Here is a 16,428-nt window from a genome sequence, read left to right on the forward strand (position 1 = left end):
AGAGCCGCCCACCGACCTCAACTGTGCTCTTCGGCAGCCGTGGCGGCCAGCGCGCGGTTATACGCCTTGAGCGCATCCACATGGAACAGGCAGCCCTGCAATTCCGGGGCCGCATTTTCACCGGTCAGCGTCACCACCGGCACAAACGGCACCATCGTCCGGTCAAAGATCGGCATGGCCACCTCAAGCGTCGCCGCCGCATCCACGTATATGCCGTCGCCGATCAACTCCCAGGCGCGCCCCTCATCCGCCCCCCGCGGATCATCGAGGGAGCGCATCACCGAACTGACCCGGAACATCGCCAGCAAATATGCCTGCGGTCCCGCGGCCAGATGCACGCCCTTGCGCTCGATCTGCGTCAGAAAGAACGACCGATCCACCAGCCGCGATGACAGCGCCGTCGACATCGATACCGCCACCATCACCGCCAGCCCGGTCTGCCAGTCCCCGGTCAACTCAAACACGATCAGCGTTGTCGATATCGGCGCCCCCAAAACGGCCGCCGCCACCGCGCCCATGCCCGCCAGCGCATAAAGCGTCTCGGACCCCGACACGTCCGGGAATATCCCCGTCGCCACAAGGCCAAAGGCCAGCCCCGTCAGCGCACCGATCATCAGGGACGGCGAGAACACCCCGCCCCCCATGCGCCCGGCCATCGTCACCGCAACCGCCGCCGTCTTGAGCACCACAAAAATCACAACCTCGTTCAACGCCAGCTGTCCCGTCAGCGCAAGCGATGTGGTCTCATAACCGACCCCGATGATATGCGGATAGAATATCGCCATCCCCCCCAGGAGCAGCCCGGCACAGGCCGGGCGCAACCAGCGTGGCATGCCGATACGCTGTTGCAGCGCCGTACCGATATCATCGGTCCAGAAAATCGCCCGCATCAGCACCACGGCCACCAGACCACACATCAGCCCCAAGAGCAGGAACGCGGGCAACTCCTGATAAAACACCAGCGTATTGCCCTCCGGCAGCATGAATTCCGTCACATCGCCGTATTCCAGCCGGTTGATCACCGTGCCTGCCACACTCGCAATGACGATGGGCGCAAATGCGTGTACCGCAAAATGCCGCAACACAACTTCGAGCGCAAAAAGCGCCCCGGCGATGGGCGCGTTGAAACTGGCCGACACCGCCGCCGCCACCGCACAGCCCAGAAGGTCGCGCCCGGTGATCCCGTCGGCCTTGATCCACCGGCACACCTTGGTGGAGATCACGGCCGCGATGTGCACCACCGGCCCCTCCCGCCCCGTCGATCCGCCCGAGGACAGCGTGATGAAACTGGCAAAGGCCGACGCCACGCCCGCGCGCGTGCTGACCCGCCCGTCCCGCAGGGCCGCGCCCTCGATCACGTCCGCGACGCCGCGCGCCACGCCGTCTTTGGTAAACAGATGCAGGATGATGCCCGTCGCCAATCCGCCAATCACCGGAATGATCAGGATCAGGTACCACGGCAGCGACGACGCAAAACTGTGCAGATACTGAACGTCCTCGGTGCCATAGAGCCACGCCTGCAACGCCTCGATCCCCTTGCGAAAAAACAACGCGGCGAACCCCGCAGCAATCCCGATCGCAAGGGCGATGAACCAGAACTGGATCTGGCTGGGGCCGCGGTGACGCAACAACATCCAGCCGTCGCGACAGATCGTGACAACGTTCAGAACGGGCTGTGGTGTTGGCAGGCGGGCCATGGGGATGGGCCTGAAAAAGACAGTTGCCCGAGAACCTTAGGCTGAGTCGCGACCCGGAGGAAAGGGACGGCGGGTGCGCGATCTGTCACATTCCCGTTTAGCGTGCACGCTCGCCATCCAGAAGGGCACGCGCAGCGCCGCGTGCCTCATCTGTAATCGTATCGCCCGACAGCATGCGCGCAATCTCGTCCACCCGCTCGGGCGCATCCAGCGGCACGACCTGCGACGTGGTCATGCCCGCCTTGACCGATTTCTCCACTCGCCAGTGATGCGCGCCGAGGGCCGCAACCTGCGGCGAATGGGTGACCACCAGAACCTGGCCCGTCGCCGCCAGCGCGGCCAGCCTGCGCCCCACCGCATCCGCCGTCGCACCGCCCACGCCCCGGTCAATCTCGTCAAAGATCAGGGTCACGCCATCGCGACCGCCTTGCAAACACACCTTCAGCGCGAGCAGAAAGCGGCTCAACTCGCCGCCCGACGCGATCTTGGCCAGCGGCCCGGCCGGCGCGCCGGGATTGGTGGCCACGGTAAAGGCCACCGCATCGCGCCCCTCCGGGCCCGGTTCGTCCTCTGTCACCTGCGTCTCGAACACCGCCCTCTCCATCTTGAGCGGGGCAAGCTCTTGCATCACGGCCTTGTCGAGCCGCGCCGCAGCCTTGCGCCGCCGCGTGCTCAGAGCGGTTGCAGCGGTGTCATAGGCTGCTTCGGCATCACGCACAGCCGTCCGCAACGCCGCCAGATCCGCATCACCCGCATCCAGCGCATCCAGCTTGGCGCGCAAGTCCTGCGTCAGGGGTGCCAGATCATCGGGCGCCACATCATGTTTGCGGGCCAAGCCACGCATGGCGAACAATCGTTCCTCAGTCGTCTCCAGATCCGACGGATTGAACGACAACTGATCCAGCGCGGACGCAATCCCGTCGCTGGCATCCCCCAGCTCCGCCAAGGCGCGCGACAGGGCGGCCAGCGGCGCATCCAGCAGCCCGTCCGCCTGATCCGCCACCCCCTCGAGCCAGCGCATCGCATCACCCACGGCGCCTTCGGCCCCATCATATCCGACGGCCTGATGGGCACGCGCCACATCCTCGCGCGTGCGCTCCGCGCCCTGCATCAACCGCCGTGCAGCATCCAGCTTGGCCTCTTCGCCCGGCTGCGGGTCCATCGCCTCCAACTCGGCCACCGCGTGGCGCAGAAACTCTTCTTCGTCCCGAATGGCCGCCATGGCGGCCTCTGCCGCATCCAGCGCCTTGCGCGCCTGCCCCACGGCGCGCCACGCCGCACGACAGGGTGACACATCCACGGACGCAAACGTATCGAGAATGGTCCGGTGCCCACGCGGGTTCAAAAGACCCCGGTCATCATGCTGGCCATGCAGTTCGATCAGCGTCTCCGACAGCGCCCGCAGCACCTCACCAGAACAGCGCCGGTCGTTGACCCAGGCGGTCTTGCGCCCTTCGGCGGTGTTGACCCGGCGCAGGATCAGCTCATCCTCGATCGGCAACCCCGCCTCTTCGAGCACCGCAAGCGCCGGATGCCCGTCGCTGAGTTCGAACCACGCGGTCACTTCGCCCTGTGCCGCCCCCTGTCGCACCAGATCCGCCCGCCCGCGCCAGCCCAGCACAAATCCAAGTGAATCGAGCAGAATCGACTTGCCCGCACCCGTCTCACCGGTCAGCACGTTCAGCCCCGGCTGGAAGCTCAGTTCCAACCGGTCGATGATCAGCATGTCCGAAATATCGAGACCGCGCAGCATCTCACACCCATCCCTGCAAGGCGAGGCATCCGCTGCCCCGATCTGCCTGTCTCAGAGCCAACGACCCCGGATGGTCTGCCGATATACCTGCGCCAGCCAGCTGTTGCCAATGGCACGTGGCCGCAGCCCCTGCCCGGTCAACAGGTTGAAGCTGTCCTGGTACCAATCCGTGGATTGGTAGTTGTGACCCAGAATCGCGGCTGCCGTCTGCGCCTCCTCGACCAGACCCAGCGACAGGTACGCCTCCACCAGTCGGTGCAGCGCTTCGGGCGTGTGTGTCGTTGTCTGGAAATCCTCAACCACAACCCGGAACCGGTTGATCGCGGCAGTATAATGATCCCGGCGCAAGTAATAGCGACCGATCTCCATTTCCTTGCCCGCCAGATGGTCAAAGGCGAGGTCAAATTTCAGGATTGATGTCTTGGCATATTCGCTGTTTGGATAACGTTCGATCACGTCGCGCAGCGATTGCAGCGCCTGAAATGTCAGCCCTTGGTCGCGGCCCACTTCGTCGATCTGGTCATAATAACTGAGCGCCAGAAGGTACTGCGCATAGGCCGCATCGTCATCGGTTGGATAAAAGTCGATGAACCGCTGTGCCGAAGAGCGGCTGTTGGGGTAGTCCTTGTCCTGATGATAGGAAAAGGCCTGCATGATCAACGCCCTGCGCGCCCAATCCGAATACGGGTACAGCCGCTCGATCTCGCCGAAATAGAATGCCGCGTCCGTCGGATCGCCTTCTTCCAGCTCGAATTCGCCGCGTTCAAAAATCTGTTGTGGCGAAAAATTCTCAAGCGGGATCTCTTCCCGGTTGAAGAAACCGCCCGTGGTCGGCCGGTCATTCCGGTCACCGCAGGCTGTCAGGCCAACCGTCGCAGCCAACATCACCGCTAGACCGATTTTCGACGCGCCAAAGATCATGCCGTGCCATCCCATTTCTGCTCACCACTGCTCACATCGAAGCCGTTGGTTGTCTCTAGCACAAAGGGTTGGGTGGGGAAAATGACGTTTTTGCCCTGATCACGCAACCGCGGGGATCTCGTCCCAGACGAGGCCGTAGCCCGGCAGTCGTTTGGCGGTCTCTGCGTCACACGTGATCATGCGCACCGCGTCCGGCGTGGCAAAAAGCGTGCGCAACAGCTGGTTGGTCAGCGTGTGCCCCGCCCGCGTTCCGACATAGTGGCCAATGATCGGCGCACCGGCCAGCGCAAGATCCCCAAGCGCGTCCAGCATCTTGTGGCGCACAGGTTCATCCGCATGGCGCAGCCCGCCTGGGCTTGTCACCCGGTCACCGCTGAACACCACGGCGTTCACGCCCGGCGCACCACCCAGGGCCAGGCCGTTGGCCTGCATTTGTGCCACGTCGCCTTCACGACAGAACGTCCGGCTGTCGCTGAGTTCGCGGGCAAAGCTGCCGTTGGACATGTTCAGCGACTTGAACTGACGCCCGATGGCGCGGTCGGCAAAGTCGATCTCGAAATCAATGCGCATGACGTCGCTCGGACCGATGGAGGCGGTCGCCTCGCCAGAGGTGACCGACACGGTTTTGAGTACTTCAAAAGCGCGCACGGGCGCCGGAAGGCGGCGCAGGCCGCGCTGTACGATCCCGCGCACAAAAGTTACGGCCGATCCGTCGAGAATCGGCACTTCGGGACCGTCAATTTCGATCAGTGCATTGTGCACGCCACAGCCTGCAAGTGCTGCCATGATGTGCTCAACCGTTCCGACGGTCACGCCGTCGTCACCCACCAACGTGGTGCACAAAGGCGACTGGCGCACGACGTCCCACCGGGCCGCGATGAGGGGTGCGGTGGCCAAGTCCACGCGCTGGAACCAGATCCCATGCTCCGCAGCCGCCGGACGGATCGTGACCCGCGCAGGCTTGCCCGAATGCAAACCGCATCCGGTAAAGGAGATTGGAGATTTGACCGTTGTTTGCACGAACCCACCCACGTCGTGTTGCGTTAGGTGTCAGAGTTAGGATGTTAACCTGTCGGTCACAACTCAATCTTTGCAACCGTCTGAAACATGGCGGTAACATCGCGGAAACACGTGTCAGGAACCGCCGCAACCCTTTGATATACAACGAAAAAGGGCCGCATCTCTGCGGCCCTTCGATCACAAATGTGAGCGGTATCAGTTCGCTTGACGCCGCAGGAAGGCGGGGATTTCAATCCGCTCCTGGTCAGGGTCTGCCGCCTCGGTCGGCTGCGGCGCAGGGGCTGGCGCAGGGGCGGTGCGCGCCGCCTGAACCGGTGGTTGCTGCCGCGCGGCACGCTCGGGCGCGCCGGGTGCTTCTGCGGAACCGGTCATGCGGTTGATCAGCGAGTTGATACCAAAGCGCGGCTTTTCCGCCGGATCGGCTGCGGTGGCTTCGGGCTGCTGTGGCGCGCCGCCACCGGCCCGTTGCGTTGCCGCACGCAAGCGTGCGAGCGCCTCGGGGGACGGTGTGCCGGGCGCTGGTGCGCGCGGTGCCACAAACTCATCGGCTGGGGTCTCAGGCGTCGGCTCAAACGCTGCAACCTGCGGCTGGTAGGCGGGCGGCGGCAGGCCGTCATCCGCAGCGGCGGGTGCGTCGTCCACAAAGATGTCTTCCGCCATCTCTTCTGCTGCGGCCTGCTGCACGTCGAGGCCCTGGAACAGCGATGGCTCCTCTGCGGCTTCGGCAACGGCGGCAGGGGCCGGTTCGGGGATCGGGTCCGCCGCAATCGGCGCAGGCTCTGCGGGGGCTTCTGCACTGACCGTCGGTGTGAGCGGTGCGGCCATCGACCGGCGCGGCACGGGAATGTCGGTCTGCACGTCGGATGCGTCGATGCCGGTGGCCACGACGCTGACGCGCATCATACCTTCCATCGCCGTGTCGAGGGTCGAACCCACGATGATGTTGGCGTCCGGATCCACTTCTTCGCGGATGCGGTTGGCCGCCTCGTCCAGTTCGAACAGGGTCAGATCGTGTGCGCCGGTGATGTTGATCAACACGCCCTTTGCGCCACGCAGCGAGATTTCGTCCAGCAGCGGGTTGGCAATCGCTTTTTCCGCAGCCTGGATCGCGCGATCTTCGCCATCGGCCTCGCCGGTGCCCATCATCGCCTTGCCCATCTCGTCCATCACGGCACGCACATCGGCAAAGTCGAGGTTGATCAGGCCCGGACGCACCATCAGGTCGGTCACGCCTTTGACACCCTGGTACAGCACGTCATCCGCCATGCTGAACGCTTCGGTGAACGTCGTCTTTTCGTTGGCGAGGCGGAACAGGTTCTGGTTCGGGATGATGATCAGCGTGTCGACCATCTTTTGCAGCGCTTCCACACCGTCCTCGGCCTGACGCATACGCTTGGCCCCTTCGAACTGGAAGGGTTTGGTCACCACGCCAACCGTCAGAACGCCCAGCTCGCGGGCCGCTTGTGCGATGATTGGCGCAGCGCCTGTCCCGGTGCCGCCGCCCATCCCGGCGGTGATAAAGCACATGTGCGCACCCGCCAGATGATCGACGATCTGCTCAATCGATTCTTCGGCTGCGGCGGCGCCAACGGTGGCACGGGCCCCCGCGCCGAGGCCTTCGGTCACCTTGATGCCCAGCTGCACCCGGTTGGTGGCCGCGGATTGTTGCAGCGCTTGCGCATCGGTGTTTGCGACAACGAATTCGACGCCATCCAGCTGTTTTTCAATCATATTGTTCACAGCGTTGCCGCCGGCCCCGCCCACACCAAACACGGTGATACGGGGTTTCAACTCGTCATGCCCTGGCATCGAAAGGTTTAAAGTCATCGCAATTTCCGCCTGTCTGGTTTGCCGCGTTCGCGGGTGTTTTTGTGCCTAAACTGCCGCAAGACTACCCAACTGTGGCCGAAACGTCACCCTAAAATCGCAAAATCGCCCCAAAATATGGGCAATTTCTTGCCTTTTTGCCCCGCATGTCCACGGCGCGGCGATATCTGGGGGTTACCAGTTGTCGCGGAACCATTTCACCGCGCGGCGCAGGGAGCGCGCCGGGTAGCGGTCGTGGGGGATGTCAAAGTCCCACCACTCGTCCTGCGGATGCGCTGCAAAGAGCGCGAGGCCAACGGCAGAGGCAAAACCGGGCCCCGTTGCCGCCTGCGGCAAGCCGTGTACGCGCAGAGGCCGCCCCAACCGCACCTGCTGGCCCAGGATTTTCGAGGCCAGCCCATCAAGGCCGGGGATCTGACTGCCACCACCGGTCAGCACGATCTGCTGGCTTGGCAGATGGTCGAACCCTGCGGCGTCCAGACGGGCGCGTACCTCTTCGAGGATCTCTTCCACACGCGGGCGCATGATGCCGATCAGCTCGGCCCGGCTCGCTGTGCGGCGATCATGTTCGTAATCACCAGTGTCGCCACCGATCTCGATCATCTCGCGGTCATCCATGCCGGTGGCGTGCACGCCGCCATAGAATGTCTTGATCCGTTCGGCATTGGCCATCGGCACCTGCAGGCCCATGGAAATGTCCGAGGTCACGTGATCGCCACCCATGCGCACGGTGTCGGCGTAAATCATGTGCTTCTTGATAAAGATCGAAACGCCAGTCGCCCCGCCACCCAGGTCAATGCACGCCGACCCAAGTTCCTGTTCATCCTCAACCAGCGCGGCAATCCCCGACGCATAGGCCGAGGACGCAATCCCGGCCAGTTCCAGGTCACAGCGTTTGATGCAATGGGCCAGATGCTGCACCGCCGCCGCTTCGACCGTCAGCATGTGCAGATCAACGGCAAGGCTGTTGCCAAGCTGGCCGCGCGGGTCCGAAAGACCCGACCGGTTGTCGAGCGCAAAGTTCACCGGCTGTGCGTGCAGCACCTCGCGGCCCGTCCCGATCTCGGGCACGTCACACCGCGACAGGACACGTGCCACGTCGTCTTCGGTGACAAGCTGGCCTTCGAGGTCAATCTGCGCGTCGAGGCCGTAGCTGCGCGGCTCTGCCCCGGCAAAACAGGCGATCACGTGATCGACGCGGATACCGGCCATCTTTTGCGCGGCCTGCAATGCGGTGCGAATGGCGCGCTCGGTCTCTTGCATCGCGCAGATCTCACCAAAGCGGACCCCGCGACTGCGCGTGGTCGCGGCCCCAATGACCCGAAAGCCCGATTGCCCGGCGAGCGACCCAATCTCGCCCTCTTCACCCAGCTTGGTCGTGCCGTCGAACCGCAGCACGAGGCAGGCGATCTTGGAACTGCCCACATCGAGAATGGCGACCACGCCGCGCTGCATGGCAATCTTGCGCATATGGCGCATCGAGCGTTGGGAGGCATAAAGGTCGGTCATCACACACTACTCATTGGTCAAATTCAGCGCGCGGATGCGCCACCATTCTTCGGTCGCATTCTGCGTCATGCGCACGGTCGGGCGATCCGAAAGGCGCAGGTCGATGCGGGACACATCGCGGCTCAGAACCTCCTGCGCATTCTCCAGCGCGATCACGCGTTCGAGGGCCTGTACCGGGTTTTCGGCAGGCAGCAGGATGCGTTGGTCGCGGTCCAGAACCACGTCCCAGCGGCGGTCACCCAAACGCACCAGCCCGCGCAACCGGTCGCCCAAGGGGGCCGCCGCCTGCACCAGAGCCAGCGCTTGCGGGACATGGTCCGGAGCGCCCTCACCGGCAAGGACCGGCAGATCAGGGCGCGCGGCGCGGCCCGAGACTTCGGCAAATTGCACGCCCGCCCGGTCGATCAGGTAAAGACCGTCCGCCGTGCGCCAGATCGCAGCGGCCGTGCGCGGTGTTACGTCCACCTGCAACACGCCGCCCGGACGGATGCGAATGGACGCAGCTTGAACCGGGGGCATTTCGGTCAGGGTGCTGCGGATCGCCTCCAGGTCGAGATCAAAGGACGAGATCGGGAAATCCAGCGGCACCGCCTCGCGGATCGCCGCGCTGAGCGGCGCGTCCGTTCCGTCCACGGCCATGAGGTTGACCATGAATTCCGGGCGCTCTTCGATGCTGGCCCGGATTTCGGCGATCTTGTCTGTCACCAGCGTCTGGTTTTCGGGCACCGACAGCCACCACGACGCCCCGCCAAACGTCAGCGCAAAGGGCAGACCGACGCGCACCCCAAATCGAAACAAAGGCGTGAGCATCAGCCGTTGCAGCCGCCAGGCCCAGCGGGACGGGGCGGGATCGCGTCTCATCTGTGGCACGATGCGTCCTCCACCATCCACGCGCACAGCTCGCCAAAGGAGATGCCCGCCACCTGCGCCTGTTCCGGCGTCAGCGATGTGGGCGTCATGCCCGGCTGCGTGTTCGTCTCCAGCAGGATCAGGCCCGCGGCCCCCCTGCCCTCGTCCCAGCGGAAATCCGTCCGGCTCACACCGCGACAGCCAAGCGCGTTATGCGCACGCACGGCGTAGTCCTGGCACAGTTCGAAAATCTCGGTGGGCACGTCCGCTGGCACTTCATGCCGGCTGCCGCCCATCTTGTACTTGGCGTCATAGTCGTACCAACCGTCGGTGATGATGTCCGTCACGCCAAGCGGACGCGTGCCCATCACCGTGGTGGTCAGCTCACGTCCCGGCGCAAACGCCTCGACCATCACGTGGCCCGGCATGTCCTCGGCCAGTTGCGGCGGCCCGTTTGCGTCCTCGTGCACAAGGTACACGCCGACGGATGACCCTTCGTTGTTCGGTTTGACGACATAAGGCGGCTGCATCACATGGCGCGCGCGCACGTCTTCGGCAGGCGCGATCATGCTGTCGACAACCGGCAATCCGGAGGCGCGGTACACGTCCTTTGTCCGCTGCTTGTCCATCGCCAGCGCCGAGGCCAGCACACCGGAATGCGAATACGGGATGCCCAGCCATTCGAGCATCCCCTGCACACAGCCGTCTTCGCCCCACCGCCCATGCAGACAGTTGAGCACCGCGTCCGGCTCAATAGATTGCAAAACGGCACAAAGGTCGGGGCCTGCATCGACCTCGACCACTTCGTACCCTCTGTCCCTCAGCGCGGCGGCGCAGGGCTTACCACTTGCCAGTGACACTTCGCGCTCAGCCGAAGGGCCACCCATCAACACCGCCACTTTGGGGGACGACCTGCTCGTCCGACCGCCCATGTGCCTCTTGTCCCGGAACGCTTTTGCGCGCTCTCGTTCATTTGCCGATTTTTCGGCGTTTGCCTCGCGCCGTGATCCTAGCCGGGATCACCAATGCGCATAATTTCCCATTCTAGCGTGATCCCGCTGGAATCGTAAACCTTTTTCCGCACCTCTTCGCCCAATCCTTCCAGATCGGCCGCTGTGGCTGCCCCGGTGTTGATCAGGAAGTTGGAGTGCTTTTCGCTCATCTGCGCGCCACCGCGTGTTGCACCGCGCATGCCTGCGTCGTCGATGACCTTCCACGCTTTAAGATCATGCACATCGTCCGCCTGCCCCGTCGACGAAAAGCCCGCCGGGTTGCGAAAAGTGGAACCGGCGCTGCGATCCTTGGTGGGTTGGGTCGCGTCCCGCTTGGCCAGCTGATCCTCCATCCGCGCGATCAGCGCTTCCGGATCATCGGGCGGCGCGCGGAAGGTGGCGGAAATCAGCACTGCGCCTGTCGGCAGATCGCTCTGGCGGTAACGGAAATTCAGGTCACCGGGGCCAAGCGTCGCCCGCGTGCCGTCCCGCAAAATGACATCCGCGCTTTCGAACACATCTGCCGTGTAGGACCCGTAACAGCCCGCATTCATCCGCACTGCACCGCCGACAGAGCCGGGGATCGTGCGCAGGAATGTCAGGTCCAGCCCCGCCTCTGCCGCCTTGCGCGCCACGTGCGCATCAAGTGCTGCGGCACCTGCCGTAACGCGGTTGCCGTCAATCTCGATCCCGTTGAACCCGCGCCCCAGCTTGATCACCACCGCGCGCAGCCCCCCGTCGCGCACGATCAGGTTGCTGCCGACGCCCATGGGGAACACCGGCACATCCGGGTCCAGACGGGTCACAAAATCAACCAGATCATCCGCATCCGCGGGCAGGAACACGAAATCCGCCGGTCCCCCCACCCGCAGCCATGTCAGCCCGGACAGATCGCGTTGCGGCATGATGGAACCGCGCACATCAGGAAGGGTGTAAGTCATGAACGCGGCATGGCGCGCCGCAGCGCCGAGGTCAAGATGCCCCCGACCGGCGGCGCAACAACAGGCAGACCATGCCCCCGGCCAGCAGCCCGGCGCCAAGCGGCGGCGGCACAAGCAGCAGCAGCGCCGCACTGGCCGCACTTGCCGGGACCAACATGCCCGTCAGGGCAGCCAGCGTCAGCCCGACACAGATCAGGATCAGCCCGACCCACAGCAAAAGGCGAAACCGGCGCACCAGCACATAGCCAATGGCAACCCCCGCTCCCAGACCAGCCGCTGCAAGCCCGGCAATCATCGCTGCACCCGCCCACGGACCCAGCGGCTGAGATAGATCACTGGCCAGCGCAGCACACTCATCCCCGCCGCCAGAACCAGAAGGCCGATCCACGGCCCGTGCTGCCAGGTGACAAATCCAAGGATCGGGATACCGATCCCAATCAGCACATAGGCATTGGTCCAGTGATTGTCCTTGCTCGGGAACATCGCGATGACATTGGCCGCGGCGGCCCAGAGACAGGTAAGGATCAGCGACAGGCTCATTCCCGCAACTCCTTGGGTAATTGCGGGTTCTGGCCCCGCGCCTTTGCCCAGACATAGCGCAGCGGGTTGCGGAACATCGACACGAATGCCGCCAGCGCCAGAACCCCCGCCCACCAGGCCACGGCCACTCCGATCCACAGGATCAGGAGCGGTGCGGCAATCATCAGCGCGATGCCGGGCACATATTGACGCCGCATCGGCAGCATCGCGACGACCGTCGCGGCAAACACCCACGCAAGACAGGCCCACAGGATCATGGCTGCTCTGCCCCCGCGCGGCGCTGCCGCAGGGCCCGCCCCAGCAGACCGCCGACGAAAAAGGAAATCATTGCCGGAACGGCCAACATGGCCGCAAACAGCACAAGGATCAGCGCCAGTTCACCGGCCAGCAGCACGCCCGCGACACAAAGCACGGCCAGCAGACCGGCACAGAGCCACAACGCTGCCCGGAACAGCCCCTCAAGCCCGGCAAAGGTGACAAGCGCCCCCACCGGTAAACCGATCAGACCGACGGACCCGATGGCCAACATCTCGAGCCCAGACGGACCGAAGGAGTCGCCTTCGTTGAAACCGGCCAAAACGGGGCGCGCCACGCAAATTGCGGCGGCGACCAGAATCCAGCAGCGCGTGCTCACGCGGCGCCCTTTTGCAAACGGCCCGGCAGGCCGTTGGCCCATGTGCTGATCGTACCGGCGCCAAGGCACACAACCATGTCACCGGGCCGCGCCTGTTCCCGGACGAGGCGTTCGAGGTCGTTTTCGTCTTGAACCGACCGCGCATGGCGGTGGCCGTGGCGGATGAGACCTGCGACCAGATCGTCGCGCGACGCGCCTTCAATCGGGTCTTCTCCGGCGGAAAACACATCCGCGATCCCCACCACATCCGCATCGTTGAAACAGGCGCAGAATTCATCGAAATGATGCGACAGCCTCGAATACCGGTGCGGTTGGTGCACGGCGATCACGCGCCCGTCCGTCGCCTGACGGGCGGCCTTGAGCACGGCGGCAATTTCCACCGGGTGGTGGCCGTAATCGTCGATGATCGTCACGCCCTCAACTTCGCCCACACGGGTAAAGCGACGGTTGACGCCCCCGAAATTCTTGAGCGCGGTGCGGATTTCATCCGCTTTCATGCCCAGATGGCGCGCCACAGCCACCGCCGACAGCGCGTTGGACACGTTGTGGTCCCCGGGCATGGGCAACGAACACCCTTCGATCACCTGATCCTCGGCCTGCAGGGCGATGTCGAAATGCGCCACCCCGGCCTCATAGGTCAGGTTCATCGCCCGCACATCCGCCTGTGCGTTGAAGCCATAGGTTGTCACGCGTCGGTCAGTGATCTTGCCCACGAGGCTTTGCACATCCGGGTCATCGGTGCAGCACACGGCCAGCCCGTAGAACGGAATGTTCGACACAAAATCATAGAACCCACGGTGCAGCGCCTCTTCGGTGCCCCAGTGTTCCATATGCTCGGGGTCGATGTTCGTCACAATAGCGATGGTCGCGGGCAAGCGGTTGAAGGTGCCGTCGCTTTCGTCCGCCTCGACCACCATCCATTCGCCATCACCCTTGCGCGCGTTGGAGCCATAGGCGTGGATGATCCCACCATTCACCACCGTCGGATCAAAGTTCCCCTCATCCAGAAGTGCCGCGACCATCGTGGTGGTTGTCGTCTTGCCATGTGTTCCGGCCACCGCGATGTTCGAGCGCAGGCGCATCAGCTCGGCCAGCATCTCGGCCCGGCGCACGATCGGCAGGCCGCGCGCGCGGGCCGCATCGAGTTCCGGGTTGCCGGGTTTGATCGCGGACGAGATCACGACCACTTCGGCCTCTTCGACATTCTGCGCCCGCTGCCCTTCGAAGATATGCGCGCCCAGTTCGGCCAGTCGGTCCGTGATCTTGGAGGTCTTGAGGTCGGACCCCTGCACCACATAACCGTGGTTCAAAAGCACTTCGGCGATACCCGACATGCCGATCCCGCCGATGCCAACGAAATGAATGGGGCCCACGTCTCCGGGCAGTTTGGTGGCGGCGTTCATGGCGTCCCTTTCTGGCTAAGGGTTTCGACGAGGGTCACAAGGCTTTCGGTGGCGTCGGGGCGCGCGACGCTCAGCGCGGCATTGGCCATCTGTGTGGCGCCGCCGGGATTGTCCAGCACCATTGCAATCTGTGCCGCAACGGCATCCACGTTCAGCTGGCTTTCCGGGATCAGAATGGCGGCACCTGCATCAACCAGACCGCGCGCATTGGCGGTCTGATGGTCACCGGTGGCGGCGGCATAGGGGATCAGGATCGCAGGACGCCCGATCACCGAGATATCGGCGACGGACGATGCGCCCGAGCGCGAGATGATCAGCTGGGCCTCGGACATGCGGCGCGGCACGTCCTGAAAGAACGGCTGCACGTCGGCCTTGATCCCGTGTTCGTCGTAGAATGCGCGCACGCGCTCTTCGTCCTCGCCCCGGGCCTGATGGCTGACGCGCAGGTTTTGCAGACGCTCCATGGGCAGTTGCGCAATGGCGGGCGGGATCACGTCGCTGAGAATGCGCGCGCCCTGACTGCCGCCGATCACGAGGATCTCCATCGGGTAATCCCCCGGCGCGATATATCCCGCACCCGCCCGGTCCAGAACCGCGCCGCGCACCGGGTTGCCCACATGGGTGCCCTCGACCCCGTCGGGCAGGTCGGTGGGCCATGTGCCACAGGCCACCACATCCACCCGCTTGGAAAAGAGCGTGTTGACCCGCCCCAGAATGCCGTTTTGTTCATGGATCATCCGCGGCAGGCGCAAAAGCGTCGCCGCCGACATGGCCGGGATCGTCGGATACCCGCCAAAGCCCACCACAACCGCAGGCCGGTCGCGCATCAGCTTGACCGTGGCCGACAGGATGCCGCCCGCGATGCGGAACGGCACCAGCGCCTTGGCCAGCAGACCGCCACGGGCAAAGGTGGCGGATGATATCTGTTCAATCTCGGTCGAATGGGGGAACCCGCCGGTATAGCGCGCGCCGCGCGCATCGGTGCTCAGCTTGACCCGCCAGCCCTTCTTCAACATCGCCTCGGCCAGCGCCTGGGCCGGGAACATGTGCCCGCCCGTACCGCCAGCCGCGATCAGAAGAAGCGGCGCGCTCATCGCCGCCCCCGCAGCAGGTCGCTGATTTCGCCCTGCGGACGGCTGCGGGTAAAGGCCAGCAGCATGCCCACCGCGATACCGGAGGCAATCACCGACGATCCGCCATAACTGACAAAGGGCAGCGTCATGCCCTTGGCGGGCAAAAGCCGCACGGCCACGCCCATGTTGATCATCGCCTGCACCGCGAACATGCAAGCCAGCCCCGTGCCCGCCAGCCGAATGAACGTGTCGCGTTCACGCATCAGCCGGATCAGCGACCGCACCACGATGCCGGTATAAAGCGCGATGACACACAGGACGAGCACCAGCCCGTATTCCTCCGCCGCCACCGCGATGATGAAATCCGTATGCGCATCCGGCAGGGACCATTTCACCTGACCCTCACCTACGCCTACGCCAAAAAGTCCGCCCTCCTGAATGGCATTCGTGGCATAGCCAAGCTGCGTGCGCGGATCGACTTCGGGGCTGAGAAACCCGTCAATGCGGCGCGCGAAATGCTCTGAGTTCGAATAGGCGACCGTACCTGCAACGATGACCATGCCCGCCATCCCGACGAGCAAAAGCATCGGCGCACCGGCGACGAAATACATCACGCCCCAGCCAAAAAGCACCAGACACGCCTGACCAAAGTCAGGCTGCAATGCCAGCATCAGGACAATGGACACGCACAAGGCAAAGGACCAGATGCGCCCGGGTGGACCATTGAGATCCTGGCTTGCCGCCAGCATCCACGCGGCGGCCACGACAAAACCGGGCTTGAGGAATTCAGACGGTTGCACCGACGCAAAGCCCAGCGAATACCACCGCACCGCACCCTTGCCGAAATCCGTGCCAAAGAACGGCAAAAGCGCCAAGGCGACAAAAGCCGCCAGAAAGCCCAGCACCGCCAGCCGCCGCACCACCGTCGGTGACATCATCGACGTGACGATCATGACCACGATGGCCACAGCGCCGAAAAACGCCTGTCGGGTAACATAGTGGAACGGGCCAAACCCGTTCTTTTCCGCCAGCGGCACGGACGCCGCCAACCCCAGCAGCAAGCCGATGGAAAACAGGATCAGCACGCAGGTCAGGGACCATTTGTCGACCGTTCGCCACCATTTGGGAAGAATGGGTTCGCCGATCCGCTCCGGGACCGCGCCATAGACCATCTCTGTCATGATCTGCCGCCTTGCTGCCTATATACCGCCTCGTGCTCCCGATTGCTTCGGGATGCTTGGACGACAGCATAGCGGGAAAATGTGCCAC

Annotated in this window: 16 protein-coding genes; all 16 read right to left on the reverse strand. The window is 64.1% G+C overall.

Going from position 1 to position 16,428, the window contains the following annotated elements; genetic code table 11:
* Positions 1-17: 17 nt before the first annotated feature.
* Positions 18-1,697 carry a chloride channel protein gene (locus ACERHN_RS02560; RefSeq protein WP_415921080.1) on the reverse strand — a complete coding sequence of 560 codons (1,680 nt, stop codon included), beginning with the start codon at positions 1,695-1,697 and terminating at the stop codon, positions 18-20.
* Positions 1,698-1,794: 97 nt separating this feature from the next.
* Positions 1,795-3,450 (reverse strand): DNA repair protein RecN, encoded by a 1,656-nt coding sequence (gene recN / locus ACERHN_RS02565; RefSeq protein ID WP_415921081.1) that lies wholly within the window; start codon positions 3,448-3,450, stop codon positions 1,795-1,797.
* Positions 3,451-3,501: 51 nt separating this feature from the next.
* The gene (locus tag ACERHN_RS02570) at positions 3,502-4,386 is read right to left on the reverse strand and encodes an outer membrane protein assembly factor BamD (protein ID WP_415921082.1); all 885 of its coding nucleotides are present in this window, start codon (positions 4,384-4,386) and stop codon (positions 3,502-3,504) included.
* Between the two features lie 84 nt (positions 4,387-4,470).
* A complete protein-coding gene (gene lpxC, locus ACERHN_RS02575) occupies positions 4,471-5,391 on the reverse strand; it encodes a UDP-3-O-acyl-N-acetylglucosamine deacetylase (RefSeq protein ID WP_415921083.1) in 921 nt (306 codons plus the stop codon).
* 195 nt (positions 5,392-5,586) lie between these two features.
* Complete coding sequence (gene ftsZ / locus ACERHN_RS02580) at positions 5,587-7,218, reverse strand: cell division protein FtsZ (RefSeq protein WP_415921084.1); 1,632 nt, start codon at positions 7,216-7,218, stop codon at positions 5,587-5,589.
* A 174-nt stretch (positions 7,219-7,392) separates the two neighbouring features.
* The gene (gene ftsA / locus ACERHN_RS02585) at positions 7,393-8,727 is read right to left on the reverse strand and encodes a cell division protein FtsA (RefSeq protein WP_415921085.1); all 1,335 of its coding nucleotides are present in this window, start codon (positions 8,725-8,727) and stop codon (positions 7,393-7,395) included.
* A gap of 6 nt (positions 8,728-8,733) precedes the next feature.
* Positions 8,734-9,588, reverse strand: a complete 855-nt coding sequence (locus ACERHN_RS02590; RefSeq protein ID WP_415922790.1) for a cell division protein FtsQ/DivIB — start codon at positions 9,586-9,588, stop codon at positions 8,734-8,736.
* A complete protein-coding gene (locus tag ACERHN_RS02595) occupies positions 9,585-10,463 on the reverse strand; it encodes a D-alanine--D-alanine ligase (protein ID WP_415921086.1) in 879 nt (292 codons plus the stop codon). Before ACERHN_RS02595 ends, ACERHN_RS02590 begins: the two co-directional genes overlap by 4 nt.
* Before the next feature lie 122 nt (positions 10,464-10,585).
* A complete protein-coding gene (murB, locus tag ACERHN_RS02600; RefSeq protein ID WP_415921087.1) occupies positions 10,586-11,509 on the reverse strand; it encodes a UDP-N-acetylmuramate dehydrogenase in 924 nt (307 codons plus the stop codon).
* A gap of 31 nt (positions 11,510-11,540) precedes the next feature.
* Positions 11,541-11,804, reverse strand: coding sequence for a hypothetical protein (locus tag ACERHN_RS02605; RefSeq protein ID WP_415921088.1), 264 nt, complete (start codon positions 11,802-11,804; stop codon positions 11,541-11,543).
* Positions 11,801-12,049 (reverse strand): DUF2484 family protein, encoded by a 249-nt coding sequence (locus ACERHN_RS02610; RefSeq protein WP_415921089.1) that lies wholly within the window; start codon positions 12,047-12,049, stop codon positions 11,801-11,803. The genes ACERHN_RS02605 and ACERHN_RS02610 overlap by 4 nt, the downstream gene beginning before the upstream one ends.
* Positions 12,046-12,306: a DUF2484 family protein gene (locus ACERHN_RS02615; protein ID WP_415921090.1), complete on the reverse strand. Its 261-nt coding sequence runs from the start codon at positions 12,304-12,306 to the stop codon at positions 12,046-12,048. Before ACERHN_RS02615 ends, ACERHN_RS02610 begins: the two co-directional genes overlap by 4 nt.
* Positions 12,303-12,683, reverse strand: coding sequence for a hypothetical protein (locus ACERHN_RS02620; RefSeq protein ID WP_415921091.1), 381 nt, complete (start codon positions 12,681-12,683; stop codon positions 12,303-12,305). Before ACERHN_RS02620 ends, ACERHN_RS02615 begins: the two co-directional genes overlap by 4 nt.
* On the reverse strand, positions 12,680-14,086 hold the full coding sequence (gene murC / locus ACERHN_RS02625; RefSeq protein WP_415921092.1) for a UDP-N-acetylmuramate--L-alanine ligase: 1,407 nt from the start codon (positions 14,084-14,086) through the stop codon (positions 12,680-12,682). The genes ACERHN_RS02620 and murC overlap by 4 nt, the downstream gene beginning before the upstream one ends.
* Entirely contained in the window at positions 14,083-15,180 is a 1,098-nt protein-coding gene (locus tag ACERHN_RS02630) for a UDP-N-acetylglucosamine--N-acetylmuramyl-(pentapeptide) pyrophosphoryl-undecaprenol N-acetylglucosamine transferase (RefSeq protein ID WP_415921093.1), read from the reverse strand. The genes murC and ACERHN_RS02630 overlap by 4 nt, the downstream gene beginning before the upstream one ends.
* The gene (gene ftsW, locus ACERHN_RS02635) at positions 15,177-16,340 is read right to left on the reverse strand and encodes a putative lipid II flippase FtsW (RefSeq protein WP_415921094.1); all 1,164 of its coding nucleotides are present in this window, start codon (positions 16,338-16,340) and stop codon (positions 15,177-15,179) included. The genes ACERHN_RS02630 and ftsW overlap by 4 nt, the downstream gene beginning before the upstream one ends.
* Positions 16,341-16,428 lie beyond the last annotated feature (88 nt).

The sequence above is a fragment of the Tateyamaria rhodophyticola genome (assembly GCF_047777875.1).
Lineage (GTDB): Bacteria > Pseudomonadota > Alphaproteobacteria > Rhodobacterales > Rhodobacteraceae > Tateyamaria.